This is a genomic window from Blastococcus saxobsidens (genome assembly GCF_010682065.1).
In the GTDB taxonomy this organism is placed as follows: Bacteria; Actinomycetota; Actinomycetes; order Mycobacteriales; family Geodermatophilaceae; genus Blastococcus; species Blastococcus saxobsidens_B.
Genome location: NZ_JAAGWG010000014.1, coordinates 52,806 through 78,786, shown reverse-complemented (window position 1 = coordinate 78,786; position 25,981 = coordinate 52,806). Strand labels below are relative to the sequence as shown.

Here is a 25,981-nt window from a genome sequence, read left to right as displayed (position 1 = left end):
CGAGCCCGACGACCTCGCCGTCCCGGTCGACGATCGGGCCCGTGGCTCGCACCGACGGCCCCAGGGTCCCCGTGTAGGTCTCGGTGAAGGTCCGGCCGGCCAGTGCCGGCTCGATGGTGCCGAGGAACTTCCCGCCGATCTGCGCGGGGTCGGGATGGGTGAAGCGCGTCCGGTCCGGGGCGAACACGGTGATGAACGAGGTGCCGGTGTCCGCGCGCACCGCCTCCACGTACGGCTGCAGCACCTCGGTCGGCCTGGGCCCGGTGACGGCGTCGAGCACCAGGGGCGAGGTGGCCAGCGATCCCACGATCGCCGTCGTCTTCACCTCGGCGTCGTCCTGGGCCGTCCGCTGCGCGTTGACGTAGGCCACGGCCGTCGCCGTGACCACGATGACGGCGACCACCAGGCCCTGCAGCACCAGCAGCTGACGCGCCAGGCTGGTCGGCCGGGTGCCCCGCAGCAGCGCGAGATCTGGCCTGGACACGCCGCCAGTGTGCCCTGCACCACAACGGCCGGGAGGGCCCTCGGCCGCCGGGTCCGGATTACGAAATGAACGAATCCCCCGCGGGCACCACGCCGGACCTCATCGTGGGTGCTGCCGTCCAGCACCACCGGCCGTCGGCGAGCGACGGCCTCGTCGTCAGAGAGGTCGCCCGTCCGTGCGCATCGTCGACATCCGCGAGAAGACCGTCCCGATCCAGGCGGACATGTCCAACGCGTTCATCAACTTCTCGAAGATGACCGTCAGCGTGCTGGCCCTCGTCACCGACGAGGTCCGCGACGGCCGGCCCGTCGTCGGGTACGGCTTCAACTCCAACGGGCGGTACGCGCAGGGCGGGCTGCTCCGTGAGCGGATCATCCCGCGGGTGCTCGAGGCGCCCGCCGAGACCCTGATCGGGCCGCACGGGGACCTCGACCCCGAGCTCATCTGGGCCGCCGGCATGCAGAACGAGAAGCCGGGCGGGCACGGCGACCGGGGCGTCGCGATGGGCGTCCTGGACATGGCGTCCTGGGACCTCGCGGCGAAGCTGGCCGGTCTCCCGCTCAACCAGCTGCTGAGCGAGCGCGCCCGCGACCCGCGGACGCCGGCGGGCCCGGCGGAGAAGGTCTGGGTCTACGCGGCCGGCGGGTACTACTACCCGGGGCGCGGGATCGAGGCCCTGCAGGCGGAGATGCTGTCCTACGTCGATATGGGCTACCGCACGGTGAAGATGAAGATCGGCGGCGCCCCGCTGGCCGACGACCTGCGCCGCATCGAGGCCGTCCTGGCGGTGCTGCCCGACGGCTGCGACCTCGCCGTGGACGCCAACGGCCGGTTCGACCTGGAGCGGGCGCTGGCCTACGCCGACGCCCTCAGCGCCTACCCGCTGCACTGGTACGAGGAGGCCGGGGACCCGCTGGACTTCGAGGAACTGCGCGCGCTGGCCGAGCGCTACCCGGGGCCGCTGGCGACCGGCGAGAACCTGATGTCCTTCCAGGAGGCCCGCAACCTCGTCCGCTACGGCGGGCTGCGACCCGATCGCGACATCCTGCAGATGGACCCGGCGCTGAGCTACGGGCTCACCGAGTTCCGCCGGATCGTCGCGATGCTGTTCGACTCCGGCTGGAACCCCGACCGTTGCGTCCCGCACGGCGGGCACCAGTTCAACCTGTCGATCGCCTCGGCCTTCCACCTGCACGGCTGCGAGTCCTACCCCGGCATCTTCGAGCCGTTCGGCGGGTTCGCCGACGGCTACCCGGTCGAGGACGGGTACGTGCGGCTCCCCGACGCACCGGGCATCGGCCTGGAGCTGAAGGCCTCGCTCGCGCCCGTCCTGGCCGACGTCCTGGCCTGACCGGTCAGGCGGGCTGCTCCCCCGCCTCCGGGGCCCAGTCCGGGGCGAACCCGCCCAGCTGCGGGTGGTACATCTCGTCGCCGGAGTGCTGGGTGAACTCCACCTTGAGCAGGCGCTCCTCCAGGCCGCAGCGACGGACGCAGACCTCGACGAGCCGGCGCGCGAGGATCTCTCGGGTCGCGGCCGGACGGCCGGCGCGGACGTCGCACATCACCAGCGCCGCAGGTTCCGGGTCGCCCGCGCCGCACCGCCAGACGCCGCCGGGCCCCAGGTCGTGGATCGAGACGGTGATGAACTCGGGCCGGACGTCCATCACCTCCGCGTAGACCGACCCCACCTCCCTGGCCAGGGCCCGCTTGCCGTCGAGGTCCAGGCGGAGCGGGAGGTCCAGCTGCAGCGACGGCATGCCCTTCCCGTGCCCGGCCGGAGGGCGCGCCACTCCCGGACGGGCGCACGGCAGACTCGGCTGCGTGCTGCCACCGCCCGGGACGCCGGGGACCGACCTGCCGGTGCGCTCCACGCTGCCCGCCCTGTCCGGCGCCCTCTCCGCGGCCGGCTGCGCCGTGCTGGTGTCGCCGCCGGGGACCGGCAAGACGACGCTCGTGCCGCTCGCGCTGGCGGGCACCGTCCCCGGCCGCGTCCTCGTCGCCGAACCCCGCCGGGTCGCCGCCCGCGCCGCCGCGCACCGGATGGCGGACCTGCTGGGCGAGGCGGTCGGGAACCGGGTGGGGTACAGCGTCCGCGGCGAGAGCCGGCGCAGTGCCGCCACCCGCATCGAGGTGGTCACCACCGGGCTGCTGGTGCGCCGCCTGCAGGCCGATCCGGAGCTGCCCGGGGTCGACGCCGTGCTCCTCGACGAGTGCCACGAACGGCACCTGGACACAGACCTGGCGCTCGCCTTCGCCCTGGACGTCCGCGGCGCGCTGCGCCCCGACCTGCGGCTGCTGGCGATGTCGGCGACGGCGCAGGCCGAGCGGCTGGCCGACCTGCTGGGCGGGGACGGGCAGCCGGCGCCGGTCGTGCACGCCCCCGGCGCCCTGCACGAGGTGGACGTCGTGTGGGCGCCGCCGCCCACCGCGGTCGATCCGCCGCACGGCCTGCGGGTGGACCCCCGCCTGCTCGGGCACGTCGCCGCCACCGTCCGCCGGGCGCTCGCGGAGCGGGACGGCGACGTCCTGGTCTTCCTGCCGGGCGCCGGCGAGATCGGCACGGTGACCGGGGGGCTCGGCGGGATCGACGCCGACGTGGTGCCGCTGCACGGCCGGCTGTCGGCCGCCGCGCAGGACGCGGCGCTGCGCCCGGGACCCCGCCGCCGGGTGGTCCTGGCGACGGCGCTGGCGGAGAGCAGCCTGACCGTGCCGGGCGTGCGCGTCGTCGTCGACGCCGGTCTGTCCCGGGTGCCGCGGGCCGACCTGGCCCGCGGGCTCGGTTCCCTGGTCACCGTGCGGGCCTCGCGGGCCTCGGTCACCCAGCGCGCCGGCCGGGCCGGCCGGGAGGCGCCGGGTGCGGTCTACCGCTGCTGGACCGCTGCCGAGCAGGACCGGCTGCCCGCCCAGGACGAGCCGGAGGTCGCCACCGCCGACCTCACCGCCTTCGCCCTGGAGCTGGCGTGCTGGGGCGCACCGGACGGGCGGGGCCTCGGCCTGCCCGATGCCCCGCCACCGGCCGCCCTGCTGGTCGCCGGGCAGACGCTGCGGGCGCTCGGCGCGGTCGACGCCGACGGCCGGGCCACCGCACGCGGCCGGGCCCTCACCGCCGCCGGGGTTCACCCGCGGCTGGCCCGCGCCCTGCTCGACGGCGCCCCCCTGGTCGGCCGCAGGCGGGCGGCGGAGGTGGTCGCGCTCCTCTCCGCCGACGTCGCCTCCCGCGGGGACGACCTGACCGCGACCTGGCGGCACCTGCGCTCGGGCGCCGACCGCGGCGCCACGGCCCGCTGGCGGGACGAGGTGGCCCGGCTGGAGCGGGCCACCGGGGACGCCGCGCCACCCCGGCTCCCCGACGACACCGCGGCCGGCCTGGTCGTCGGTCTGGCCCACCCCGAGCGGCTCGCCCGGCGCCGGCCGGGGAGTCCGGGCACCTACCTCATGGCCGCCGGCACCGGCGCCGAGCTGCCCCCCGGGACGGCGCTGACCGGGGCGGCCTGGCTGGCCGTCGCCGTCGCCGACCGGTCCCCCGGCCGGCGGGACGCCCGCATCCGGTCGGCGGTCGCGATCGACGAGGCGACCGCGCTGGAGGCCGGCGGAGCACTGCACTCCGACGGCGAGGAGGTCACCTGGCGCGACGGCGACGTCCGCAGCGCGCAGGTGGCCCGGCTCGGCGCGATCGTGCTGGCCGAGCGACCGTCCGGCGCGCCGGAGCCGGCCGCCGTCGCCGCGGCGGTCGCCGAGGGCCTGCGCCGGGAGGGGCTCGGGCTGCTCCGCTGGACGCCCGCCGCGCGCCGGCTCCGGGAACGCCTGGCGGCGGCGCACGCCGGGCTCGGCGACCCGTGGCCCGCCGTCGACGACGACGCCCTGCTCGCCGCGATCGACGTCTCTGGCGCCCGCAGCCGCGCCGACCTCGCGCGGGTCGACGTCGTCGCCGCGCTGCGCGGGCTCGTCCCCTGGCAGGTGAGCGGGGACCTGGACGCCGTCGTGCCCGACTCGGTGACCGTGCCGACCGGGTCGCGGATCCGGGTCGACTACACCGACCCCGGCGTGCCCACCCTCTCGGTCCGGGTGCAGGAGGTGTTCGGCTGGGCGCAGGCGCCGCGGGTCGCCGGGCGCCCGCTGCGGCTGCAGCTGCTGTCGCCCGCGCAGCGTCCCGTGGCCACCACCGCGGACCTCGCCGGGTTCTGGACGACCGGCTACCCCGCCGTCCGCAGCGAGCTCCGCGGCCGGTACCCCCGCCACCCGTGGCCGGAGGACCCGGCGGCCGCTCCGGCCACGAAGCGGGCAACGTCACGGCCGCGCTCCCGCGACTGAGGCTGCAGCCTTCCCGCGGCCCGGAGAGGATCGACGGGTGACGACGCCGACGACCGACGAATGGGGCATCGATGCGAGCTGGCTGGACGCGCTCGACGAGGAGCACCAGGTAGCGCAGGAGACCATCGACACGCTGCGGGAGGTCATCGGCCGGCCGCCGGCCGACCTCGAGGAACGGGCGCCCATCGTGGCCCGGCCGGGCGACGCGCTGGAGGTCGACGAGGCCGACGTCGTGTGCGAGGACGGCGAGGTCCGGCACATCGACGGCCACCTGCCCGAGGACTTCCCGCTCGGCTACCACTGGCTGCAGTCCCCCGAGGGCCGCCGCCGGAGGCTCATCGTCTCGCCGGGCCGCTGCTGGCTGCCCGAGGACCGCGCCTGGGGCTGGGCCGTGCAGCTCTACGCCACCCGCGGCCGCGAGAGCTGGGGCATCGGCGACCTCGGCGACCTGCGCAGCGTGCGGCGCATGGCGGCCGAGCAGGGCGCCGGCTTCGTGCTGATCAACCCGCTGCACGCCGTCGCCCCCATCGCGCAGCAGGAGGCCAGCCCCTACCTGCCGGCCACCCGGCGCTTCCGCAACCCCATCTACCTGCGGGTCGCCGAGGTCCCCGGCGCCGACGCCGTGGAGCTGGAGGAGGACGCCGGCCGCGCGCTGTCCGACGGCGCGCTCATCGACCGGGACGCGATCTGGGCCCGCAAGCGCGAGGTGCTCATGCGCATCTTCTTCGCCCACGGCGGCGGGGAGGCCTTCGCCCGCTGGCGCGAGGATCAGGGGCAGACGCTGCAGGACTGGGCCACCTGGGCGGCGATCACCGAGGAGCACGGCGCCGACTGGCACACCTGGCCGACCGAGCTGCGCCGGCCCGACGGGCCGGGCGTCGCCGCCTACGCCGAGCAGCACGGCGCCGTCGTCGGCTTCCACGCCTGGCTGCAGTGGGCGCTGGACCTGCAGTTCACCGCCGCCACCGGCGACATGACCGTCATCCAGGACCTGCCGATCGGCTTCGCCGGCGGTGGGGCCGACGCCTGGGCCTGGCAGGAGGTGCTGGCCGACGGCGTGAGCGTCGGCGCACCGCCGGACGCGTTCAACTCGGCCGGCCAGGACTGGGGCTCCCCGCCGCTGATCCCGTGGCGGCTGCGCGACGCGGACTACGAGCCGTTCATCCAGTCCATCCGCGCCACCATGGCCGGCGCGGGCGGCCTGCGGATCGACCACGTCATGGGGCTGTTCCGCCTCTGGTGGGTGCCCTCGGACGGCTCGGCCGCCGACGGCGCCTACGTGCGCTACCCCGCCGAGGACCTGCTCGACATCGTCGCCCTGGAGAGCTCCCGGGCGCAGGCACTCGTGGTCGGCGAGGACCTGGGCACGGTGGAGGACGGCGTCCGCGAGGCGATGGCCGAGCACGGCGTGCTGTCCTACCGGCTGCTGTGGTTCGAGGACGACGAGCCGACGCAGTGGCCGGCCGAGGCGATGGCCGCGATCAGCACGCACGACCTGCCCACCGTGGCGGGGTTGTGGACCGAGGCCGACGTCGACGAGCAGCGCGAGCACGGCACGGGCACCGACGAGGAGCTGGAGCGCGGCCGCAACTCGCTGCTCGCGCACCTGTCCGGGCTCTCCGACGACGCGACGGTGGAGCAGGCCGTGGAGCAGGCGCACGCGCTGCTGGCGACCGCGCCGTCCCTGCTGCTGTCGGCCACGCTCGACGACGCCGTCGGCGAGCAGCGGCGGCCCAACATGCCCGGCGCCGGCGAGCGGCCCAACTGGTCGCTGCCGCTGCCGGTGCTCGTGGAGGACCTGCCGGGGCACCCGCTGCTGCAGACGGTGGCCCGCACCCTGGCGGAGGGCCTGGAGGCCTGATCGACCACGCCCGACGACGCCGGAGGCCGGCCCCCGCGAGTGGGGACCGGCCTCCGGTCGTTCCTGCGGGGTGGTCATCCACCCCGCACACCGATCAGTCGGTGCTCTGCCGCTGACGGCGTCCGACCACCAGCGCGGTCGCGCCGGCCGCGGTCAGCAGCCCCGCCAGGCCGAGCGTCGTGGCCACCTCGGCACCGGTGTAGGCGAGCGTCCCGCCGGCGCCGGCGTACCACTTGCCGCCGTCGACGCCGGAGCCGTATCCGTTGCCGGGGTCGTTCGCGTTCCCGGAACCAGAGCCGTCCCCGGAACCAGCGCCGTCCCCGGAACCAGAGCCGTTCCCGGAACCAGAGCCGTTCCCGGAACCGTCGCCGTTCCCGGAACCGTCGCCGTCGCCGGAAACGTTGCCGTCGCCGTTCCCGGAACCGTTCCCGTTCCCGTCGCCGGAACCGTCGCCGTTCCCGTCCCCGTCCCCGTTCCCGTCGCCATCGCCGTCGCCGTCGCCATCGCCGTCGCCATCGCCGTCACCCGGGGCCGGGCAGACCCCGGCTGGGGCCTCGGTGCTGTGGTCGGCCGCCGACGGGCTGACGGGCGAGTTCGCCCGGAAGTACCCGACCAGCGCGTCGACGTCGAGCGGCCCGGTGGTGTCCTCCCCTGCCGCGAAGGTGGTGAAGGAGTCACCACCTGCGATGAGGAAGGAGTTCGCCGCGATCCGGTAGTCCGCTGCCGGGTCGATCATCTCGCCGTCGAGCATGATCGAGCAGGCGTCCACGCGGTCCCCGTAGGCCCGGGTCAGGTCGTAGGAGTACGAGAAGCCCTCCGACGTCCCCAGGATCAGCTGGCTCCCGCGCGGACCGTCCAGCTGGAACTGCTCCTCGAGCAACGCGTCGATCTCCGCCCCGGTCAGCGTGGTGGCGTTGATCGTGTTGCCGAACGGCTGGACGTTGAACAGCTCCCCGTAGGTGACCTCGCCGGCCAGGATGTTGGCCCGCGTCCCGCCCGGAGCCTGGAACCCGATGACCGGGTTGCCGAACTGCTCGTCCTGGAGGGTCTCCAGCGCCACCTGTGCGATCAGGTTGTTGATCGGTGTCCCGGTCGGCGGAGGCGTTGGAGGTGATGTCCGCCGTGGCCGACCCCACCACCTGGTTGCGCGCCTCGGCCGACTCAGCGAGCCAGTAGTCGACGATCGCCTGGATCTCGGCGTCCGGGTTGTCGCGCAGGACCGGCACGTTGGTCGCGCCGTAGCTGTCGTCCCGGACGACGTCCCCGGTCACCGCGTCCACGGTGAACCGGATGTCGGTCAGCAGCCGGCCGTAGAACCCGGCCTGGGTGACGAGCCGCTCGTTGCCCAGGGCGTCGGGCAGCAGGCAGTTGTACGCCGAGTGGGTGTGCGCGCTGATGACCAGGTCGACCGCGGGGACCAGGTCGGCGTTGATGTCCACGATGGGCCCGGTCAGGGTGTCGCAGCCGTTGAAGTCACGGCCCTCCACGGACCCGCCCTCGTGCACCAGCGCCCCGATGGCCTGGATGCCCATGGCCTGGAGCTCCAGCGTGTACCGGTTCACCGTCTCGGCCTCGTCGAGGAACTCGACGTCGGCCACGCCGCCGGGCGTGACGATGCCCGGGGTGGTGTCGGTGACGACGCCGATCAGCGCCATCCGCTGCCCGCCGTCGAGCTCGAAGATCTGGTACGGCGGGAGCATCGGCTCCCGGGTCTCGCGGTCCACCACGTTGGCGGCCAGGTACGGGAACCCTGCTCCGGCGAACGGGTCGCCCTCGCTGTTCTCGTAGCAGCCGTCCTCGCCCGGCGTCACGCCCTCGCAGGCGGTGACGTCGTCGGTGTTCTGCCCGTCGGTGGCCGCCGAGATGCGCCGCAGCTCCTCGGTCCCCCGGTCGTACTCGTGGTTGCCGACGGGCGAGTTGGCCAGCCCCAGCGCGTTCGCCACCTCGAGCGTGGGCTCGTCCTTGAAGACGGCCGACTCGAAGGGCGAGGCACCGATCAGGTCACCGGCGGTGAGCAGCAGCGAGTTCTCCGCCGCTCCGCCGCCGCGGGTGAAGTCGCTGCGCTGCTCGTCGGCGGTGGAGGCCAGGTTGGCCGCACCCCCGACCAGCACGAAGCCGTCGTCCGGGGTGGTGTCACCGGGCTCGTCGGCGACGCCGTCGGGCCCGAGGCCTTCCCCGGTGAACAGCAGGCTGTCGTTCCCGGTGGTCTCCGCGATCCGCCCGTGGAAGTCGTTGAACGACATGATCTGGACCGGGATGTCGGCCGGCACGGCCTCCCCACGGAGGTCGAAGCCCAGCACCAGCGGGTCGTGGTCGCTGGAGCGGTACGGGTCGGCCCGGTACAGCTCCGGGTCACCGACGTACTGGTAGGCGAAGGACTCGACCGCGTTGATGTTCCAGTGCGTCAGGCCGGTCACCTTCGCGGTGAAGGCGTCGGTGCCGAGGGCGTGGTCCAGCGAGCCCGACATGTCGTCGAACACGTAGCTGTAGCGACCGGGGTCGAACTCCTCACCGAGGTCGGTGAAGTCGGCGTCGCGCAGCGCCTGGATCGGGTCCTCCTGCGTGTAGGCGTTGAAGTCGCCCATCAGGACCACGTCGTCGTCGCCGGTGGACTCGCGGAGGTCGTCGGCGAACGCGGCCAGCGACTGCGCCTGGCGGACGCGGTCACCGTTCCACGCACCCTGTCCGTCACCGTCGTCGACGTTGTCGCCGGTCGGGCGGCCGGGGCTCTTGGACTTGAAGTGGTTCGCCACCACCGTGAACGTGTCGCCCTGGGCCCGGAAGGTCTGGGCCAGCGGCTCACGGGCGTTGTCGAAGTTCGCCTCGTCGTCCAGACCGACGGGCGCACCCTCGAGGGTGACGGCATCGCGCTGGAAGATGATCGCGTTGCGGATGACGTCCCGGTCCACGCCGTACAGCGCGGTGGGGAACCTGACGTAGTCCCACTTGTCGGAGCCCGCGTCGTCGTTGAGGCGGCCGACCAGCTCCGCGAGGGCGGTGTCGGCGTTGCCCGGCGTGAGCCCGGTGGAGTCGGTGTCCTCGATCTCCATGAGCGTCACGACGTCGGCGTCCAGCGTCTGGATCGCCGGGACGATCTTGTCGGCCTGGCGCTCGAACTGCGCCTGGTCACGGGCCCCGCGGCCGACGCTCTGGTCGAAGGTGAGGAAGTAGTTCAGCACGTTGAACGCGCCGATCCGGATGTCCCCACCCACCTCCGCGGGCTCGGACGGACGGGTGTTCTGCGGCTGGAAGACGCCGTCAGCACTCCCGTCCGACGGGAACAGCCGCCACTGGCGGAAGCCGAAGCCCAGCACCAGCGGCTCGTCGAAGGTGAGGACGTCCCCGACCCGGACCGGGTTCTCCGGGGTGAGGTAGGGAGCGGTGGCCACGGAGACCTCGGCGCTCACGCCGTCGTCGAGGACGATCCGGCGCAGCGCGTTGTCCGCGGCCTCTGCCGCGGCCTCGTCGCTGCCGGGCCGCCCGACCTCGGTGGGTTGCACCAGCAGGCCCCCCTCGGAGAGGGTGAGCTCGCCGTACTTCGTGAGGTCGAAGACCTCGCTCACGGTCAGCGGGTCCGCCGGGGCCACGAGCATGCCCTCGAGGGGCTCGCGCTCGGCGTCGGTGGCCGGGAGCTCCAGCGGCGTGGCGGCCGGTAGGTCGGTCTCGGAGCCGTCGGCGCAGATCCCGGCGTTCCCGCCGGCGGCCATCTGGGTCTGACCGAACTCCTCGCTGACGCTCCCGGTCACGGCGACGGTGTCACCGAGGCCGACGTCGGCGCTGCTGGTGACGAAGATGCCGTCAGAGGTGGCCGGGTCGCCGTCGCCATCGGCGTCCTGCAGGTGGAAGCCGCCCATGCCGGGGAGGTCGGCCACGACGACGCCGCGGACCGTGACGGTCGAGCCGGCGATCGGGGTCGACGCGCCAGAACCCTGGACGGCGCCGATCTCACCGGTCACCGGCACGTCGCAGGGGCCTCCGGCCCCCGGTTCCCCGCCGGGCTCCTCCACCGCGGGGGTGAAGGTCGGGTTCACCGCGTTCGGCGTCTCCGCCTCGGGGCCGAACCACTGGAGCTCTTCGGTGACGGTGTTGTAGCGCCGCGACAGCGACTGGCCCGCCGGCTCGGTGCCAGCCTCGCGCACGCCGATGTCGGTGCTGGACCGGCCGGCGGCCGGCCCGTAGTTCGCCGTGAAAGTGCCCTCGTAGGACAGGAACTCGACGACCGCACCGCTGGGGTCGAGAAGGGCGATGCCGTCGGGATCGCCGTTCTGCACGCCGTTGACGCCGTAGCTGATCGCCGCCGCAGCAGGACCGTTCACCAGCGGAACTGCGTCGGTGTCGTAGGGAAAGCCACCCAGCGGGTTCTCCCTCGTCGTCCCGGCGTTGTAGAGCACGACGCTCCAGCCGGTGGAGGACGTCCCCTCAGGGAACTCGACCTCGACGAACTCACCGACGTCGCCGCCGGTGTTGTCGTAGTGGATCTCGGAGATGAACGGCGCGGACGGCGGAGCCGCGAACGCCATGAGGGGCATGCCGACGACCGCGACGGAGGCGGCGGTGGTGCCGAGGGCGGCACGGCGCGCGAGCGAACCAGCGCTGCGGCGGCGCGACGTGGTGCCGGGATGTACGGGCACGCGGTGATCCTTCCGAGGGACGAACTGACCGCCGGAACCTAAGAGCGCTGGGTGACCATCAGGTAACGAGATGGATCCGTCTTGGCCGTCCTCGCGTGTCGCTCTGGACGCTGAATGGCCTTTCGTGCCAGTCCGACTCCGGAGAGCGACGACGCCACGGGTACGGGCGGTATCACATAAGCGGGGCGCCTGGGAGGCGCCAGTCGAGAACCTGTGCGAAAGGTCACGGCTCGTTCCACCCTGGACACGCCGCGAGTCCGACTGCTCGAACACGTGTTCGACCGACGTGCCAGACTCGGGTGTGGCCGGGGGGATGAACCGAGGGCGGGCGGGGCGCTCACTGGGCGACCGGGCGGCGAGCTCCGGCGTCCCCGCGGGTCCTCCGGTCCCTGCTCCGCCCATCCTGGGACCCGACCTCCCGTCCGACCGGCGGGCCGCAGCGGCCGCCCGGTCGGCCGACAGCGGTCCCGAGGAGGGCCGGCACTGCTGGGTCCGTGACCTGCCCGAGAGCCCCGGGACCTGGCCGGGCCTGCTCGTGGAATGGCGCCGCCGCGGCCAGGGGTGGCAGGGCCGCGTCGTCTACACGGTGCCGCGGCCCGACGGACCGGCGCTGGTCGAGGCCTGGCTGCCGGCCTCCCGGCTGGAGCCGCGGTGAGCACCACCCTGGTTAGCCGGGCGTGCTTCCGGGCTATGGGCCGTCCAACCGCATCCCGATGACCGGAGGACGTCACCATGACCGGACCCCACGACCGCCCCACCCTCGACGACGTCATCGAGCCGCAGGAGTCCGCTCCCCGCGACCGCCAGGAGCACGCGAAGGACCCGCACCTCAGCGACGAGGCGCTCGAGCACCGCACGGAGCAGGAGCGCCAGGCCGTCGGCTCGGACGACGCCGACCCCGCCGGCGCCGACCTGCACTCGGCCACCGACTGAGGACCGACCGGCCCGGCGCGCAGCTCACCGCGCCGGGCACCGGCGGGCACCGGCGTCCCTCGAGCCGCCTCGGCCCGGGTGAGGTCGCCTGCTGGCTGATGAAGACCTCGGCGTCGCCCGACCGGCTGGTCCCGGGGTGGTCCCCGGGCGAGGAGCAGCTGCTCGACCGGTGCGTGCGCCCCTCGTACCGGCTGGACCTGATGGCCGCGGGCCAGCCGTGCGTGCTGTGGCTCAGCGGCCGCGACCGCCCGGGCGTGCACGCGCTCGGCACCGTGGCCGGCGAGGTGGTGGACGGGCCGGGCGGGCCCGCCGTCCGGGTGCGGCTCCGGCTTCTCGCCGATCCGCTCCCCCGTGCCGACCTCGTCGCCGACGCGGGCTTCCGCGGCGCCGAGGTGGTCCGCATGCCTGCCGGCAGCAATCCCTCCTGGCTGTCCGCCGCCCAGTTCGCCGCCGTCCTGTCCCGGACCTCGGCCCCCCGTTTGCGACCATGACGGCGTGACGTCTGCCCGCCTCCGCTGGGGCGCCCTCCTGTGGCTGCTGACCCTGCAGTTCTTCGTGCTCGAGACCCTGGCCGAGGCCCGGTACGAGGGCCCGTACTCGCGCGTGGACGACGTCATCAGCGCGCTCGGCGCCGCGGACTCCGCCGGCCGTCAGCTGATGAACGCCTCGTTCGTGGTGCAGGCCGCGTTGATCGTCGGCGGCGGGCTGCTGCTGCGCCCCGCGTTGCGCGGCGCCGCCGCCCGGGTCACGCCGTGGCTGCTGGGGGCCGCGGCGGTGGGAGTCCTGCTGGTCGGGGTCTTCCCCACCGACGGCAACGGCACGATGCACGCGATCGGGGCCGTGCTGTACCTGGTCGGCGGCGGCCTGGGCCTGATCGCACTGGCCTACGCGGTCCGGCCGCGGTCGGAGCTGCTGGGCACCACCGTCGTGCTGCTGGGCATGCTCGCGACGGCGGCCACGATCTTCTTCCTCACCGGCGTCACCGGCTTCCTCGGCGAGGGCGGGACGGAGCGGGTGGCCGCCTACCCGCTGCCGATCGCCCTGGCGCTGACCGGAGCCACCCTGGCGTGGACCGGTCGGCGCGGCGACGAGCAGCCGGTGGAGACGTCGCTGCGCGCGGAGCGGGAGCAGGAGGCGGCCCGCCGCGCCGAGCAGGCCCGAGCCCGCGACGCCGCCCTGGAGGCCGCCACCCGACGGCCCACACCGGCCGTGACGCCGGAATCCGCCACGACGACCGGGACGACGACCGGGACGACGGCCGAGCCGGAGGACATCGACCCAGAGGACCCCTGGGCGCCCACCTCCCGGCGCTGAGCCGGCCCCCCGCGGGTCAGCCGGCGGAGTCCTCGAACCGCAGCACGTCCTCGACCGGACGGCGGCGGCTGACCACTGCCGGGGCCCCCTCGGGGGCCGGGCGGGGGTAGCCCATCCGGAGCAGCATCTGCGGGGCGCCGACCAGCGACAGCCGTGACTGCATGCGGGTGCGGGTCGCCGGCCAGTCGAGCGCCTGGGTGAGCGGTGAGGCGACGAGCCCCGCATCGGTGGCGATCAGCAGCACCCGTGCCAGGGCGCGGCCGGAACGGAGCCAGGCGGGCCGGTCGTCGGCCTGCGTGCCCATGAGCACGACGGCGGGCCGTTCCACCTCCGGCGGGGATGCGTCGGGATCGCCGGCCGCCCGGAACGGGTGCGCCTCCCGGTGCCCGGCGACGAAGTCGCGGATCAGCCAGTTCGAGGCGCGCTCGTGCGGGTCCCCCTCGGGGACGGCGCCGACGGGCACACCGTCCTCGGCGGCGGGGTCGGTGCGCAGCCAGCTCTCCAGCTCCGCGAGGTAGGCGGGGTCCCCCTGCTCCATCTCCTCCGCGCGGGAGATGAGGAAGACCGTGGCGACCTCCTCCTCGGAGCGCGTGATCGGCTTGAGCCACGTGCCGTGGCTGCCTGCCTCGGCCTGCAGCCGGTCGACCAGCTCGTCCGGGACGCCGCGCGCCTCGAACGGGGCGCGCACCGTGTGCCGCCGCTCGATCGCCGCCGCCAGCGCCCGTGCCTCGTCGGAGACGTCGACGCGCCCACCGATCCGCAGCACCCCCAGCAGGTCGGGATCGTCCGGCTCGGGCACCAGCTCCACCTCGGCGGCGAACCCCTCGGCCGCCAGCGCCACGACGGCGAACTCCAGGGCCGTCCCGCAGCTGATCACCTGCTGCCGGCGGCTCGGGTCCAGCACCGGCAGCGCCCGCGCCGGGTCGAGGTGCAGCTCCAGCCGCTCCGGAGAGGCGACGAACCGCCACGGCTGCGTGTTGTGGATCGACGGCGCGCGCGTGGCGGCAGTCACCACCCGCGTCCAGTCCTGCTCCTGCACGGCGAACCTCCTGGCCGGTCTCGGGTGCCCGGGTCGAGCGGTCCCGGTCCGTGCCTACCCCATGCCGCCGCCGCGCCGCACACCGGACCACCCGCCACCCGGTCTCAGGCCGTGGGCACCGCCACCGACTCGGGCCGCCGGCTGCGCGTCCTCGACACCGCGACACCCAGGAGGCACACGGCGCCCCCGACGACGGCCAGCGCCGGGGGCGCCTCGTCCAGCAGCAGCCAGCCGAAGCCGATCACCAGCGGCGGCACCACGTACGTGGTGACACCCAGCCGGCCGGCGTCCATGCGCGTGAGGGCGTACGCCCAGGTGCTGAAGGCCAGGGCGGTGGGGACGACCCCCAGGTAGACCGCCCCGGCGATGGACGCCGCGGGCGCCTGCCCGAGCTCGGTGACCAGGGCCCCGCTCCAGGGCAGGCAGCAGACCGCGCCGATGGCGCACGCGGTGAAGGTGACCTGCAGGCCGGGGAGCCGGCCGAGCAGCGGCTTCTGCGCCACGACACCGACGGCGTAGGTCAGCGCGGCCACCAGGCAGAGCAGGACCCCGACCAGGTCCGCGTCCGCGCTCCGGGTGGCCAGGCCGATCAGCAGCACCCCGGCGAAGGCGACGGCGATGCCGATCACCAGCCGGCGGGGGAAGCCCTCCCCCAGCCAGAGCCCGGCGAACAGCGCGATGAGGATCGGCCCGATGTTGACCAGCATGGCCGTCGTGCCGGCGTCGAGGTGCTGTTCGGCGGCGTTGAGCGCCACGTTGTAGACGGCGAACCAGCCGATCCCGCAGATCAGGAGCAGTCGCCAGTCGCGGCCCGCGGGGCGGACCCAGCCGCGCCGCGCCACCAGCAGCCCGAGCACGAGCGTGCCCACCAGCAGCCGGGCGAGGGCCAGCGGCCCGGGCGAGAGGTCCTCCCCGACGGCGCGGATGCCGATGAACGCCGACGCCCAGGCGAGGACGGTGACGGCGACCGCCAGCAGGGTGCGGGCGTCGAGGGCGGTGGGGGGCGTGCTCACGGGGCGGAACACTAGGCCGCGCCGGTGACGGTTCCCGGCGGGTTCCGGACACGGCATCCGCCGTTGGCCGTCCGGCTCCGGAGACCGGCAGGGACGACGCGGTCGCGTCAGGCCGGCGAGGAGCTCCCCGCGAGGTAGTCCGCCCAGGTGCGCCGCCCGCGCCCGCCGCGCCCGGGCAGCGCCGCGCCGTCGCGCAGCGCCGCTCCCAGCCTGCCCGGGACCGGCGTGGACAGCACCCGCGCCGTCGGCGCGCGCACCGCCGCCCACGTCCGGGCGAGGTCGGCGACGGAGTGCTCCTCGGGGCCACCGAACTCGACGACGCCGCCGTCGGGCTCGGCCGCGGCGGCGGCGGCCAGGTGCGCGGCGGCGTCGTCGACGTCCACCGGCTGGACCCGCCAGCCCATCGGCACCGGGAGCAGCGGACCGCGGCGAGCGGTCTCCAGCAGCTCGTCGGCGAACTCGTGGAACTGGGTGATCCGCACCAGGGTGATCGGGAGCCGGGAGGCCAGCAGCACCTGCTCGGCCGCGTACTTGGCCCGGTAGTAGCTCAGCGGCACCCGGTCGATCCCGACGATCGACACGTACACCAGGTGCCGGAGGCGGTCGCGGTCCACCGCCTCGACCAGCCGCCGGGTGCCCGCGACGTCCACCTCCCACGGGTTCCCGCGCGGGTCGCTGGCGGCGTGCACCACCACCTCGGCCCCGGCCAGGGCGTGGCCGAGATCGCGACCCGTGGCGAGGTCGCCGCGAACGCCGCCCGGACCGGTCCCGCGGCGCGACATCTGCCGCACGCGGTGGCCGGCGTCCTGCAGGTGCGGCACGAGACGCCGGCCCAGCCGGCCGGTGGCTCCGGTCACGAGTACGTCCACGACAGGCAGTCTGCCGCGCTCCGCGCTCGCCGGACAGGGGGCGCTCCGGGCAGCATGCCCGGCATGGGCGTGCGCGGGGTGCTCCTGGACTGGCGCAGGTCGCTGGCCGTGACGCTGGACGAGGAGCAGTGGCCCTCGCCGGGGCGCTCCACGCGGTCGAGTCCGATCCGCTGCTCAACCCGTTCGCCACCGACGTCCCCGAGGTCCTGACCGCGCTGAAGGCAGGCGGCCGGCGTCTCGCGGTGGTCAGCGACGTGCACGTCGACATCCGGCACGCCTTCGCCGCGGCCGGGCTGGACGGCGTCGTCGACGTCTGCACGCTCTCCTTCGAGCAGGGGACGCAGAAGCCCGACGCGTGGGTGTTCACCCGCACGCTCGAGGCCCTGGAGCTCCGGCCCGAGGAGGCGCTCATGGTCGGCGACCGGTCCGGCCCCGACGGCGCGGCCGTCGAGGCCGGGATCCCGACGCTGCTCCTGCCACCGCTGCGCTGCCCGGACGACCGCCGGCTGAACGCGTGCCGGCGCTCTGCGGGATCAGCGCTCCTGGTCGGTCGGGCGGACCAGCACCTCGTTGACCGCCACGTGCGGCGGCTGGGAGACCACGTAGACGACGGCACGGGCGATGTCGTCGGCCTCCAGCGCGCGCATGCCGGCGTGCATCCGCTCCGAGGCCGCCTTCGCCTCGGGCTGGGTGATGTGGCTGGTCAGCTCGGTGGTCACCGCGCCCGGTTCGACCAGGCTGATCCGGACCCCGCGGCCGGTGACCTCCTGCCGCAGGGACTCGCTGAACGCGTTCACCGCCCACTTGCTGGCGTTGTAGACCCCCGCGCCCTTGCGCGCGGTCCGCCCGGCGACGCTGGACATGTTCACGATGTCGCCGGACCCCTGCTCGACCATGCCGTCCAGGGCCGCGTGGGTCATGTACATCAGCCCCAGCACGTTGGTCTGCACCATCCGGCGCCAGTCCTCGGGGTCGGCTCCGGCGATCGTCCCCAGCAGCATGACCCCGGCGTTGTTGACCAGGACGTCGAGCCCGCCGAGCTCCGCGCGGGTCCGCCGGACTGCGTCGGCGCAGGCCTGCTCGTCGGTGACGTCGAGCTCCAGCGGCAGCACCTGCGTGCCCCCGTCCCGGAGCCGGCCGGCCAGTGCCTCGAGCCGGTCGGTGCGCCGGGCGCCGATGGCCACGGCGGCCCCGGCGCCGGCCAGGGCGAGCGCGGTCGCCTCACCGATCCCCGACGACGCCCCGGTCACGAGGGCGACCTTGCCGGCGAGCGGACGTTGAGCCTCGGTCATGCGGATCTCCTCCCGCGCCGCCGCGTGCGGCGCTCCGGGGCCAGCCTGCCGGTGTCCGGGCCGCGCCGCCGCCCGGGACCGGTGCCGGTGCCGGTGACACCGAGACGCCGAACCCGTGGACCGCCAGCCGCAGCAGGACCGGGCCCGGACGGAGCAGATCGGCGATCCGCGCGGTGCTCGCCGCCTCCAGGCGCGCCAGGCAGGTCGCGTACGCCTCGGGGCCGCGGAGCCGGGCGGCGTGCAGCACACCGGTGTTGGCCCACACCCGGCGCCGCGACTCCCGGAGGAAGGTGACGGCGGCCAGCCGGTTCGCCGGGGTGAGCAGCCGGTCCAGGGGCGTGCGGCTGCTGCCCGCCCGGCGCAGCTCGAGGTCCTCGGCGCCGACCCGCCGGGCCAGGATGCCGTCGATCCGGCCGTGGTCGCGGTGCCGCCGCGCGAGCACCGCCGGGTCGGCGAAGTGCTCCGGAGGGATCACCGCGAGCAGCGACTGCGGCAGGTCGAAGTTGATGTGCGCGTTCATGCCGAGCAGCACGTGCCCCTCCGGCCGCAGCCCGGGGTCCGCGCCGAAGGCCCGCCGCCACGGGCCGGGCGGGGCGGCCGGATCGGCCCGGTGCGCGGCGAGTGCGTCGAGGTAGCGGTCGGCGAAGTCCACGTCCCACCGGGTCACCCAGCCGGCGTCCTCGAAGAGCCCGCGGTCGAGCCCGGCGGCCACCGCACGGGTGGTGCGCAGGTACGTGCCGAGGAAGAAGCGCGCCGGATCACCGGCACGGTCCAGCTCGGCGAGCAGGCCGGCCATCCGGCCCACCAGCGCGCCGAGGCTCATCGCGCCGGTTCCCGGGAGCCCGTCCGTGCCGCGCTCAGACGAGCGCGTCGAAGCCGTCGTCCGACGGCAGGCCGAGCCCGCCCTCCAGCGGCGGCCGGTGCGGCTGGTCCAGCCCGCGCATGCGGGCCGCGTGCAGGGCCAGCAGCAGGTTCAGCCGCAGCGTGGGGTCGGTGGTGAAGGGACCGAGCATCCGCTCGAGCTTGCCGATGCGGTAGCGCATCGTGTTGTAGTGGAAGTGCAGCCGGCGGGCCGACTCGGCCACGTTGAGGTTGGTCTCCAGCAGCACCCGCAGCGTCTCCCGCAGGTCGGCCGAGTCGGCGTCCAGGGCATCGGCCAGCGGGCCCAGCACCTCGTCGACGTAGGACCGCAGCTCGGTGCTGTCCGGGATGAGGGAGAGCAGCCGGAAGACCCCGAGCTGGTCGAAGTGGGTGACCGACGACGTGCCGTGGATCTCCTGCCCGACCCCCAGGGCGCGCTGCGCCTGCCGGTGGGCCTCGGCCAGCTCCGGCAGCGACCCCGCCGGCCGGCCGATGCCGGTGCCCAGCAGCCGCCCGACCCGCCGCAGCCGGCCGTTCACCCGCGAGGTCACCGCGGACACGAGCGCGGAGAGCTCCTCCGGGGTCCGGCCGTCCAGCGGCAGCAGCGTCACGATCTCGGTGGCCAGCCCCGCGACGGCGGCGCCGGCCACCTCCGACTCCAGCCCGGCGCGCCACCCGTCGGCCAGCCGGTCCAGGACGTCGAGGGCGCGCGTCGGGTCCGCTGCGGCGTCGGCGACGGTCTCGGTGGCGGTGACGAGCACCGCGACCGGGCCGTCGAGGCGCCAGCCGAACGAGCGGGTGTAGGCCAGGGTGCGCTCGGTGTGGCCCACCGCGCCCCCGACCAGCCGGCGCACGAGGTCGCCCTGGAAACGCAGCTCCACCGAGTGCACGGCCTGCAGCCGGATCACCGACAGCGCCGCGATGACGGCGGCCCGCTCGAGCACACCACCGGAGCCGAGCATCATCGCCCCGGTCCGGTGCACCGCGACCAGCCAGCCGTGCCGCTGGTCGCCGGCCATGATCGGCGCGACGGCGTACTCCCCCACCCCGCCGGGCAGCTCGTGGTGCCCCGGCACCAGGAGGATGCCGTCGGCCGGCGAGAGGTCGGCGTCGGCCAGCACGTCGGCCGGGGTGACTACCGTCCGGTCGGCGCGGACGCCGGAGAGCCGGCGGGACGGTGCCAGCTCGGCGAGCGCGTCGTCGGCCGCGGCGTCCAGCAGCCAGAGCCAGTCGCTGATCTCCTCGACGTCCTCGACCGGGCCGGCGCTGGTGATGATGTCGCGGTCGGGGCCCAGCCCGAGCACCGCCGCGCCCTCGAGCATCACGGCCAGGCGCTGGGTCACCTCGGCCAGGCCACCGCCGGTGAGGGCGACCTCGGTGAACTCGTCGTCCATGCGGGAGGAGAGCGCGAGTGCCTCGCCCTGCTTGGCCACGACGGTGCCCAGCACGGCGGAGACGATCTCGTCCAGGCGCGCGGTCGGGGCGAGGGCCAGCACCGGCAGCCCGCGCCGGTCGGCCTCGGTGAGGAGCTCGGCCGGCAGCGGCGGCGGACCGTCGGTGCGGCGGTAGGCCAGGGCCGCGGTGCCGAGGGAGTCGAGGCGCTCGACCAGCGCGCGGCAGCTCGCGGGGTCGGCCGGAGGGAGCCGGGCGCCGAGGACGACGAGGACGTCGGGGCCGGCGGCGGCCAGCGGCTGCGCTGGGTCGTCGACCACCATGTGCCGGACGACGCGGCTCAGACCGGTCGCCCCCGCGGCGAGCGAGGTGCCGGCCAGCGCGGGCAGCTCCAGCGCCTCCTCGACGGTGAGACCCATGCGCTGCTGCCAGCTGGCGCGGTCGTCCCGGGCCTCGGCGCGGGGCGACTCGTCGACGGCCCAGTTACGACGGAACGGCAAGGTTCCATTACCGTGCGTAGAGGCCATGAGCGACGCGTCACTCTGGGTCACGAGGCGTCCCCTTCCAGTTCTCGTTCAGGGTGCCACACCGCAGGATCCTGTCAGGTGTCCCTGGACGCCGGGACCCATTCTTGGCGACTTCCGCCATAAGAAGGCGTGCGACGCGCCGCTTAGGTTCGACCCGATCCACCCGCTCGCTGGATGGTAGGCGCTTCCGCACTGGCAATGCGCGGCGTCCCTTCCGGAGGCGGGCTGATCCAGCGGCAGGGGGCCGACCCACCGGTCTCCTCCGTCCCGTCGGGGAGAGGCCGAGATGCGCGCGATCGACGACACCACAGTCCGGACCGGCACGAGCGACGGGACCGCGCTGCGCGGCCGGGCGGCTCACGCCGGTGTACCCACCATCCCGCTCCCCCGCCACTCCGCGCGGGCGACCGCCCGGACCGCACGGTCGGCCCGGGTCGCCACCGCGGTTCCGGCCGCGGCCAGCACCGGCGTCGCCGAGCTGCTGCGCGGCCCGGTCCGCCCGGCCCGCGTGCTGCTCAGCTCCCCCGCCGCCGTGTACCTGCACGTGCCCGGCGAGCGCGGCTCCGGCGAGGTCGTCGGCATCCTCACCAGCGACGCGGCACGCCTCCCGCTCGGCTGCGTCCTGTTCCGCCCGAGCAACGGGCGCCCTCTCGTCGGGCTCCCCACCGGCGCACCGGCCGAGGTCGGTGGCGGCCGGGCCGTCGTCGGCGACCTCGCGGTGAGCGCCGCAGCCTGGTGGGACCCGCGCCCCCGGCTCCCCGGAGGGCGACCGGCGCTGCTGCCCGAGGGCGTGCGCCAGCTCCGCACCACCCTGTACGGCGAGGGGGTGCCGCACAGCGCCTTCACGCTCCCCGGTCTGCCCACCGGTCCCGGTGGCCCGCTGGCCGCGCTGCGCGGCGCCGTCCGCCGGGCCGACCTGGAGGCGGCGCTGCGGACGGCGATCCGGCTGATCGGGGCCGGCCCCGGCCTCACCCCGGCCGGCGACGACGTCATGGCCGGCACGATCGCCGGTCTGGTCCTGCTCGGCCACCCCGCGGCGGAACGGTTCGCGGCCGGGGTCTGCTCGCTGGCCGCGGGCCGCACCACCGAGCTCTCGGGGGCACTCCTCCGGCACGCCGCGGCGGGCCGGGTGAACGCGGAGTACGCGGCCGTGCTGCGCGGGCTGGTCGGCGAGCGCCCGCTGGGTCCCGCGGTCGACCGGCTGCTCGCGACGGGGCCGGTCACCGGTCGGGCGCTGGCCCTGGGCCTGTGCACGGCGATCGACCTGGTCGAGCGGACCACGCGCACCCGCTGAGCGGTCAGCCGAGCGGCTGCGTCCCGCCTACCGGCACGGGGAGGAGCGGGCCGAGGGAGTCCCACTGGGAGATCCGGCAGCCGTCCACCCGGGAGAGTTCGAGGTCGACCGGATCGCCGGCCCAGCGGCCGGTGATCCGGGCGGTCTGGGGACCGCCGTACTGCTGGGTGCACATCGCGTCCTCCGGGAGCGGCGCGAACGGGTCCGCCATCCCGGCGAGGTGGTCGCAGGCCGCCTGAGCCTGCGGGTGCGTGCCCTCCACGAGACCGACGCAGACCAGCGTCCACGACTCCGGCGGGCTGCCGTCCCCGCGGTCGACGTCGATGCGCAGGTCGTTCTCCGCCTGGGAGATGCCCGCCGCGGCGCCGCCGTCGGCGGTCTCCGGTGCGCTCGGACCCGAGGCCGCCCCGCCGTCGTCGCCGGCCGGCGAGCCGCAGGCCGCGAGGGCGACGGCACCGGAGAGGAGCAGCCCGACGGCCCCCGCGCGGGACCCCGCCGCGAACCTGCGGGGAGCGAGGGGCACGGGGGTCCTCCTCAGATCCGGGAGGCGTGGATGCTGGTGACGAGGATGGCGCGGGCGCCGAGCTCCCACAACTCGTCCATCACCCGGTTGGTCTCGGCCTTCGCCACCATCGCGCGGACGGCCGACCAGCCGGGGGTCTGCAGCGGGCTGACCGTCGGCCCCTCGATGCCGGGCGTGACGGCGGTGGCCTCGGCGAGGATGTCGTTCGGGCAGTCGTAGTCCAGCATCACGTACTGCCGGGCCACCAGGACGCCCTTGAGCCGGCGGCGGAGCTGGGCCACTGCCGGGATCTCCTCGGCACCCTCCCGGCGGACCAGGATCGCCTCGCTGGTGAGCACCGGCTCACCGATGATGTGCAGGCCCGCGGCGCGCAGCGTCGTGCCGGTCTCCACCACGTCGCAGACGGCGTCGGCCACGCCCAGCCGGCACGCGGTCTCCACCGCGCCGTCGAGCTTCACGACGTCGGCCTTGATCCCGGACTCGCGCAGGTAGCGCTCGGCCAGGACCGGGTACGCCGTGGCGACGCGCTTGCCGGCCAGCTGGTCCACCTGCTCCAGGCCCGACTCCACCGGGGTGGCGAAGCGGAACGAGGACCGGCCGAAGCCCAACGGCATGACCTCGACCGCGGCCGGGCCCTCGCCGTCGGCCGGTGCGGTCTCCAGCAGCATGTCGCGGCCGGTGATGCCGACGTCGAGCGTGCCGGCGGCGACGTAGACGGCGATGTCGCGGGGGCGCAGGTAGAAGAACTCGGTGTCGTTCTCCGGGTCGTAGACCGCGAGGTCCTTGGTGCTGCGTCGCTGCCGGTACCCGCTCTCGGCGAGCATCTCCGCGGCCGGCTCGCTCAGGACGCCCTTGTTCGGCACGGCGATGCGCAGCACGCGTCGATCTCCTTCGGTCACAGGTGGGTGTACACGTCGTCGAGCGTGAGCCCCCGGGCGAGCATGAGGACCTGCACCCGGTAGAGGAGCTGGCTGATCTCCTCGGCCGTGCGCTCCTCACCCTCGTGCTCGGCGGCCATCCAGGACTCGGCCGCCTCCTCGACGACCTTCTTGCCCGCCGCGTGCACGCCGTCGCGCACAGCGCTGACGGTGCCCGAGGCGGGGTCGCCCTCGGCCACCTTCGCGGCGAGCTCGGCGAACAGGGAGTCGAAGGTCTTCACGGACGGGCCTCCTGGGCCGGGGTGGCGGCGAAACCGGTGGACCGCTGGGGCGCCCGCAGCTCCCGCAGGACGAGCGCGGTCTGCAGCGCGGCGATCGTCGCCTCCCAGCCCTTGTCCTCTCCCGCGTCGGGCAGGCCTGACCGGTCGCGGGCCTGCTGCTCGTCGTCGGTGGTGAGGACGCCGTTGCCGACCGGCTTGCCGGCGTCCAGCGCCACCCGGGTCAGCCCATCGGTGACCGAGTCGCAGACGTACTCGAAGTGCGGGGTGCCGCCGCGGACGACGACGCCGAGCGCCACGACGGCGTCGTGCCGCTCGGTGAGCGCCTGCGCCACCACGGGCAGCTCCACGGCACCCGGCACCCGGACGACGGTCGGCGACTGGACCCCGCAGGCCTGCGCCGCGGCCAGTGCCCGGTCCAGCAGCGCTCCGGTGATCTCCGGGTGCCAGGTCGTGGCCACGATGCCGAGGGTCAGCCCCGCGGCGTCGACGGGCCGGGCCTCGGGTGCGCCGGCGCCGCTCATGCCGGCTGCTCGTTCTGCCCGAGGGGCACGTCGGTGCCCGGCACCGTGGTGGCCCCCGGGGCGTCGGCCGGGGCGGTCACGGTGTCGGCGGGACCGGACTCGGTCTCCGGCTCGATGATGTCGAGCAGGTGGCCCATGCGGTCGCGCTTGGTGCGCAGGTAGCCGAGGTTCTCCTCGGTGACGTGGCTGGGCAGCGGCACCCGGCCCAGCACCCGGAGGCCGTAGCCCTCGAGCCCGGCGCGCTTGGCCGGGTTGTTGGTCAGCAGGCGCATGGTGCGGATGCCCAGGTCGACGAGGATCTGGGCGCCGGTGCCGTAGTCGCGAGCGTCGGCGGGCAGCCCCAGGTCGAGGTTGGCGTCGACGGTGTCGGCGCCCATGTCCTGGAGCTGGTAGGCCTGCAGCTTGTGCAGCAGGCCGATGCCGCGGCCCTCGTGCCCGCGGATGTAGAGCACGACGCCGCGCCCCTCCTGGGCGACGGCGGCCAGCGCCGCCTGCAGCTGGGGCCCGCAGTCGCAGCGCAGCGAGCCGAACACGTCGCCGGTGAGGCACTCGGAGTGCACGCGGACGAGGACGTCCTCGCCGTCGCCGATGTCGCCGTAGACGAAGGCCACGTGCTCGCGCTCGTCGTAGGAGCTGCGGTAACCCACCGCGGTGAAGGTGCCCGGGGCCAGCGGCACGATCGCCTCGGCGACCCGCTCGACCAGCTTGTCGAAGCGCTTGCGGTAGGCGATGAGGTCGGCGATCGAGATCAGGCACAGGTCGTGCTCGTCGGCGAAGCCCCGCAGCTCCTCGCTGCGCGCCATGCCGATCGGGTCCTTCTCGCTGACGATCTCGCACAGCACGCCCGAGGGGCGCAGGCCGGCCAGCAGCGCCAGGTCGACGGCGGCCTCGGTGTGCCCGGGCCGGCGCAGCACGCCGCCGTCCCTGGCCCGCAGCGGGACGACGTGCCCGGGCCTGGCCAGGTCGGCCGAGGTGGTCTCGGCCGCGGCCAGGGTGCGGATGGTGTGCGCCCGGTCGGAGGCGGAGATGCCGGTCGTGACGCCTTCGCGGGCGTCCACGGTGACGGTGTAGGCGGTGCCGAGCCGGTCCTGGTTCACCCGGTGCATCGGGGGCAGGTCGAGGCGGTCGGCGTCGGACTCGCTCACGGCGACGCAGATGTAGCCCGACGTGTACCGGACCATGAACGCGACCAGCTCGGGCGTCGCGAGCTCGGAGGCGAAGATCAGGTCGCCCTCGTTCTCGCGGTCCTCGTCGTCGATGACGACGACGGGCCGGCCGCTCTTGATGGCGGCCAGGGCCGACTCGATGGAGTCCAGCCGGGGGGTGCTCTCGCTCATGCGCGGGCCTCCAGCAGGCGCTCCACGTACTTGGCGATCACGTCGACCTCCAGGTTGACGGGCTCCCCCGGGGCGCGCGCACCGAGCGTGGTCTCGCGGAGGGTGGTGGGGATGAGGCTGACCTCGAACCAGGGCTCGGGGTCGGCCAGGGGGCTGACGGCGCTCACCGTGAGCGAGACGCCGTCGACGGCGATGGAGCCCTTCTCGACGACGTAGCGGCCGAGCCCGGCCGGCAGGCCGATGCGGACGACCTCCCAGTGCTCGGCCGGGGTGCGGGACACGATCCGGCCCACGCCGTCCACGTGCCCCTGCATCAGGTGGCCGCCCAGCCGCGTCTGCGGGCTGACGGCGCGCTCCAGGTTGACCGGCGCGCCCTCGACGACGGCGCCGAGGCTGCTGCGCCGCAGCGTCTCGGCCATCACGTCGGTGGTCCAGACGCCCGTGCCGTCGGCCTCGGGCTGCACGCCGGTGACGGTGAGGCAGACGCCGTTGACGGCGATCGAGTCGCCCAGCGAGACGTCGGTCAGGACGGTGCGGGCGCGGATCCGCAGGACGGCGGAGTCGCCCTGGTCCTCGCGGGCCGCCAGGGTGCCCACCTCTTCGACGATGCCGGTGAACAC

22 protein-coding genes and 3 pseudogenes are annotated in these 25,981 nt (G+C 75.0%); 9 read left to right on the top strand and 16 right to left on the bottom strand.

What is annotated here, in order from left to right:
• Positions 1-484 (bottom strand): annotated as a pseudogene (locus GCU60_RS11360) (histidine kinase); the annotation flags it as partial.
• 175 nt (positions 485-659) lie between these two features.
• On the opposite strand from GCU60_RS11360, the gene GCU60_RS11355 reads away from it, so the two are divergent.
• Positions 660-1,835: an enolase C-terminal domain-like protein gene (locus GCU60_RS11355; RefSeq protein ID WP_163205233.1), complete on the top strand. Its 1,176-nt coding sequence runs from the start codon at positions 660-662 to the stop codon at positions 1,833-1,835.
• A gap of 4 nt (positions 1,836-1,839) precedes the next feature.
• Here GCU60_RS11355 and GCU60_RS11350 read toward each other — a convergent pair whose 3' ends face one another.
• Entirely contained in the window at positions 1,840-2,241 is a 402-nt protein-coding gene (locus GCU60_RS11350; RefSeq protein ID WP_163205231.1) for a tautomerase family protein, read from the bottom strand.
• 64 nt (positions 2,242-2,305) lie between these two features.
• Between GCU60_RS11350 and hrpB the strand changes: the two genes are divergently transcribed.
• Positions 2,306-4,795, top strand: a complete 2,490-nt coding sequence (gene hrpB, locus GCU60_RS11345; protein WP_345770539.1) for an ATP-dependent helicase HrpB — start codon at positions 2,306-2,308, stop codon at positions 4,793-4,795.
• Positions 4,796-4,832: 37 nt separating this feature from the next.
• Positions 4,833-6,656, top strand: coding sequence for a 4-alpha-glucanotransferase (gene malQ / locus GCU60_RS11340; RefSeq protein ID WP_163205226.1), 1,824 nt, complete (start codon positions 4,833-4,835; stop codon positions 6,654-6,656).
• Positions 6,657-6,750: 94 nt separating this feature from the next.
• On the opposite strand, the gene GCU60_RS11335 is transcribed toward malQ, so the two are convergent.
• Together GCU60_RS11335 and GCU60_RS19875 are read right to left on the bottom strand one after the other, a co-directional pair.
• Complete coding sequence (locus GCU60_RS11335) at positions 6,751-7,716, bottom strand: 5'-nucleotidase C-terminal domain-containing protein (protein WP_204261847.1); 966 nt, start codon at positions 7,714-7,716, stop codon at positions 6,751-6,753.
• Positions 7,717-8,977: 1,261 nt separating this feature from the next.
• Positions 8,978-10,510 (bottom strand): annotated as a pseudogene (locus tag GCU60_RS19875) (ExeM/NucH family extracellular endonuclease); the annotation flags it as partial.
• Between the two features lie 1,090 nt (positions 10,511-11,600).
• Here GCU60_RS19875 and GCU60_RS11325 point away from each other — a divergent pair.
• The 4 genes from GCU60_RS11325 (at position 11,601) to GCU60_RS11310 (ending at position 13,534) form a co-directional block, all read left to right on the top strand.
• Complete coding sequence (locus tag GCU60_RS11325; RefSeq protein ID WP_163205222.1) at positions 11,601-11,942, top strand: hypothetical protein; 342 nt, start codon at positions 11,601-11,603, stop codon at positions 11,940-11,942.
• A 77-nt stretch (positions 11,943-12,019) separates the two neighbouring features.
• A complete protein-coding gene (locus GCU60_RS11320; RefSeq protein ID WP_163205220.1) occupies positions 12,020-12,220 on the top strand; it encodes a hypothetical protein in 201 nt (66 codons plus the stop codon).
• 98 nt (positions 12,221-12,318) lie between these two features.
• On the top strand, positions 12,319-12,711 hold the full coding sequence (locus GCU60_RS11315) for a hypothetical protein (protein ID WP_163205218.1): 393 nt from the start codon (positions 12,319-12,321) through the stop codon (positions 12,709-12,711).
• 4 nt (positions 12,712-12,715) lie between these two features.
• On the top strand, positions 12,716-13,534 hold the full coding sequence (locus GCU60_RS11310) for a DUF998 domain-containing protein (protein WP_163205216.1): 819 nt from the start codon (positions 12,716-12,718) through the stop codon (positions 13,532-13,534).
• 16 nt (positions 13,535-13,550) lie between these two features.
• Here the strand turns inward: GCU60_RS11310 and GCU60_RS11305 are convergent, their stop codons facing one another.
• The 3 genes from GCU60_RS11305 to GCU60_RS11295 all read right to left on the bottom strand — a co-directional run bounded on the left by GCU60_RS11305 (position 13,551) and on the right by GCU60_RS11295 (position 16,455).
• Positions 13,551-14,573 (bottom strand): Acg family FMN-binding oxidoreductase, encoded by a 1,023-nt coding sequence (locus tag GCU60_RS11305; protein ID WP_163205214.1) that lies wholly within the window; start codon positions 14,571-14,573, stop codon positions 13,551-13,553.
• 104 nt (positions 14,574-14,677) lie between these two features.
• Positions 14,678-15,586 (bottom strand): DMT family transporter, encoded by a 909-nt coding sequence (locus GCU60_RS11300; protein WP_345770538.1) that lies wholly within the window; start codon positions 15,584-15,586, stop codon positions 14,678-14,680.
• A 107-nt stretch (positions 15,587-15,693) separates the two neighbouring features.
• Positions 15,694-16,455 (bottom strand): NAD(P)H-binding protein, encoded by a 762-nt coding sequence (locus GCU60_RS11295; protein WP_163205209.1) that lies wholly within the window; start codon positions 16,453-16,455, stop codon positions 15,694-15,696.
• Positions 16,456-16,583: 128 nt separating this feature from the next.
• On the opposite strand from GCU60_RS11295, the pseudogene GCU60_RS22080 reads away from it, so the two are divergent.
• Positions 16,584-16,916 (top strand): annotated as a pseudogene (locus tag GCU60_RS22080) (HAD family hydrolase); the annotation flags it as partial.
• A gap of 72 nt (positions 16,917-16,988) precedes the next feature.
• Here GCU60_RS22080 and GCU60_RS11285 read toward each other — a convergent pair.
• Genes GCU60_RS11285 through GCU60_RS11275 form a run of 3 tightly spaced genes read right to left on the bottom strand, consistent with a single transcriptional unit; the run spans position 16,989 to position 20,500 of the window.
• On the bottom strand, positions 16,989-17,747 hold the full coding sequence (locus GCU60_RS11285; protein WP_163205207.1) for an SDR family NAD(P)-dependent oxidoreductase: 759 nt from the start codon (positions 17,745-17,747) through the stop codon (positions 16,989-16,991).
• Positions 17,677-18,570, bottom strand: coding sequence for a DUF5995 family protein (locus GCU60_RS11280; RefSeq protein ID WP_239520973.1), 894 nt, complete (start codon positions 18,568-18,570; stop codon positions 17,677-17,679). The genes GCU60_RS11285 and GCU60_RS11280 overlap by 71 nt, the downstream gene beginning before the upstream one ends.
• 34 nt (positions 18,571-18,604) lie before the next feature.
• Positions 18,605-20,500 carry a PucR family transcriptional regulator gene (locus GCU60_RS11275; protein ID WP_239520965.1) on the bottom strand — a complete coding sequence of 632 codons (1,896 nt, stop codon included), beginning with the start codon at positions 20,498-20,500 and terminating at the stop codon, positions 18,605-18,607.
• Between the two features lie 313 nt (positions 20,501-20,813).
• Here GCU60_RS11275 and GCU60_RS11270 point away from each other — a divergent pair, with 313 nt between their 5' ends.
• Positions 20,814-21,821 carry a DUF2877 domain-containing protein gene (locus GCU60_RS11270; RefSeq protein ID WP_163205205.1) on the top strand — a complete coding sequence of 336 codons (1,008 nt, stop codon included), beginning with the start codon at positions 20,814-20,816 and terminating at the stop codon, positions 21,819-21,821.
• A gap of 4 nt (positions 21,822-21,825) precedes the next feature.
• Here GCU60_RS11270 and GCU60_RS21590 read toward each other — a convergent pair whose 3' ends face one another.
• Genes GCU60_RS21590 through GCU60_RS11240 form a run of 6 tightly spaced genes read right to left on the bottom strand, consistent with a single transcriptional unit; the run spans position 21,826 to position 25,981 of the window.
• A complete protein-coding gene (locus GCU60_RS21590) occupies positions 21,826-22,344 on the bottom strand; it encodes an SSI family serine proteinase inhibitor (RefSeq protein ID WP_204261846.1) in 519 nt (172 codons plus the stop codon).
• 11 nt (positions 22,345-22,355) lie between these two features.
• Positions 22,356-23,222 (bottom strand): ATP phosphoribosyltransferase, encoded by an 867-nt coding sequence (gene hisG / locus GCU60_RS11260; RefSeq protein WP_163205203.1) that lies wholly within the window; start codon positions 23,220-23,222, stop codon positions 22,356-22,358.
• Between the two features lie 17 nt (positions 23,223-23,239).
• A complete protein-coding gene (locus GCU60_RS11255; protein WP_163205201.1) occupies positions 23,240-23,503 on the bottom strand; it encodes a phosphoribosyl-ATP diphosphatase in 264 nt (87 codons plus the stop codon).
• On the bottom strand, positions 23,500-24,024 hold the full coding sequence (gene ribH, locus GCU60_RS11250) for a 6,7-dimethyl-8-ribityllumazine synthase (protein WP_163205199.1): 525 nt from the start codon (positions 24,022-24,024) through the stop codon (positions 23,500-23,502). Before ribH ends, GCU60_RS11255 begins: the two co-directional genes overlap by 4 nt.
• Positions 24,021-25,361 (bottom strand): bifunctional 3,4-dihydroxy-2-butanone-4-phosphate synthase/GTP cyclohydrolase II, encoded by a 1,341-nt coding sequence (locus tag GCU60_RS11245; protein ID WP_163205198.1) that lies wholly within the window; start codon positions 25,359-25,361, stop codon positions 24,021-24,023. Before GCU60_RS11245 ends, ribH begins: the two co-directional genes overlap by 4 nt.
• Entirely contained in the window at positions 25,358-25,981 is a 624-nt protein-coding gene (locus tag GCU60_RS11240; RefSeq protein ID WP_163205196.1) for a riboflavin synthase, read from the bottom strand. The genes GCU60_RS11245 and GCU60_RS11240 overlap by 4 nt, the downstream gene beginning before the upstream one ends.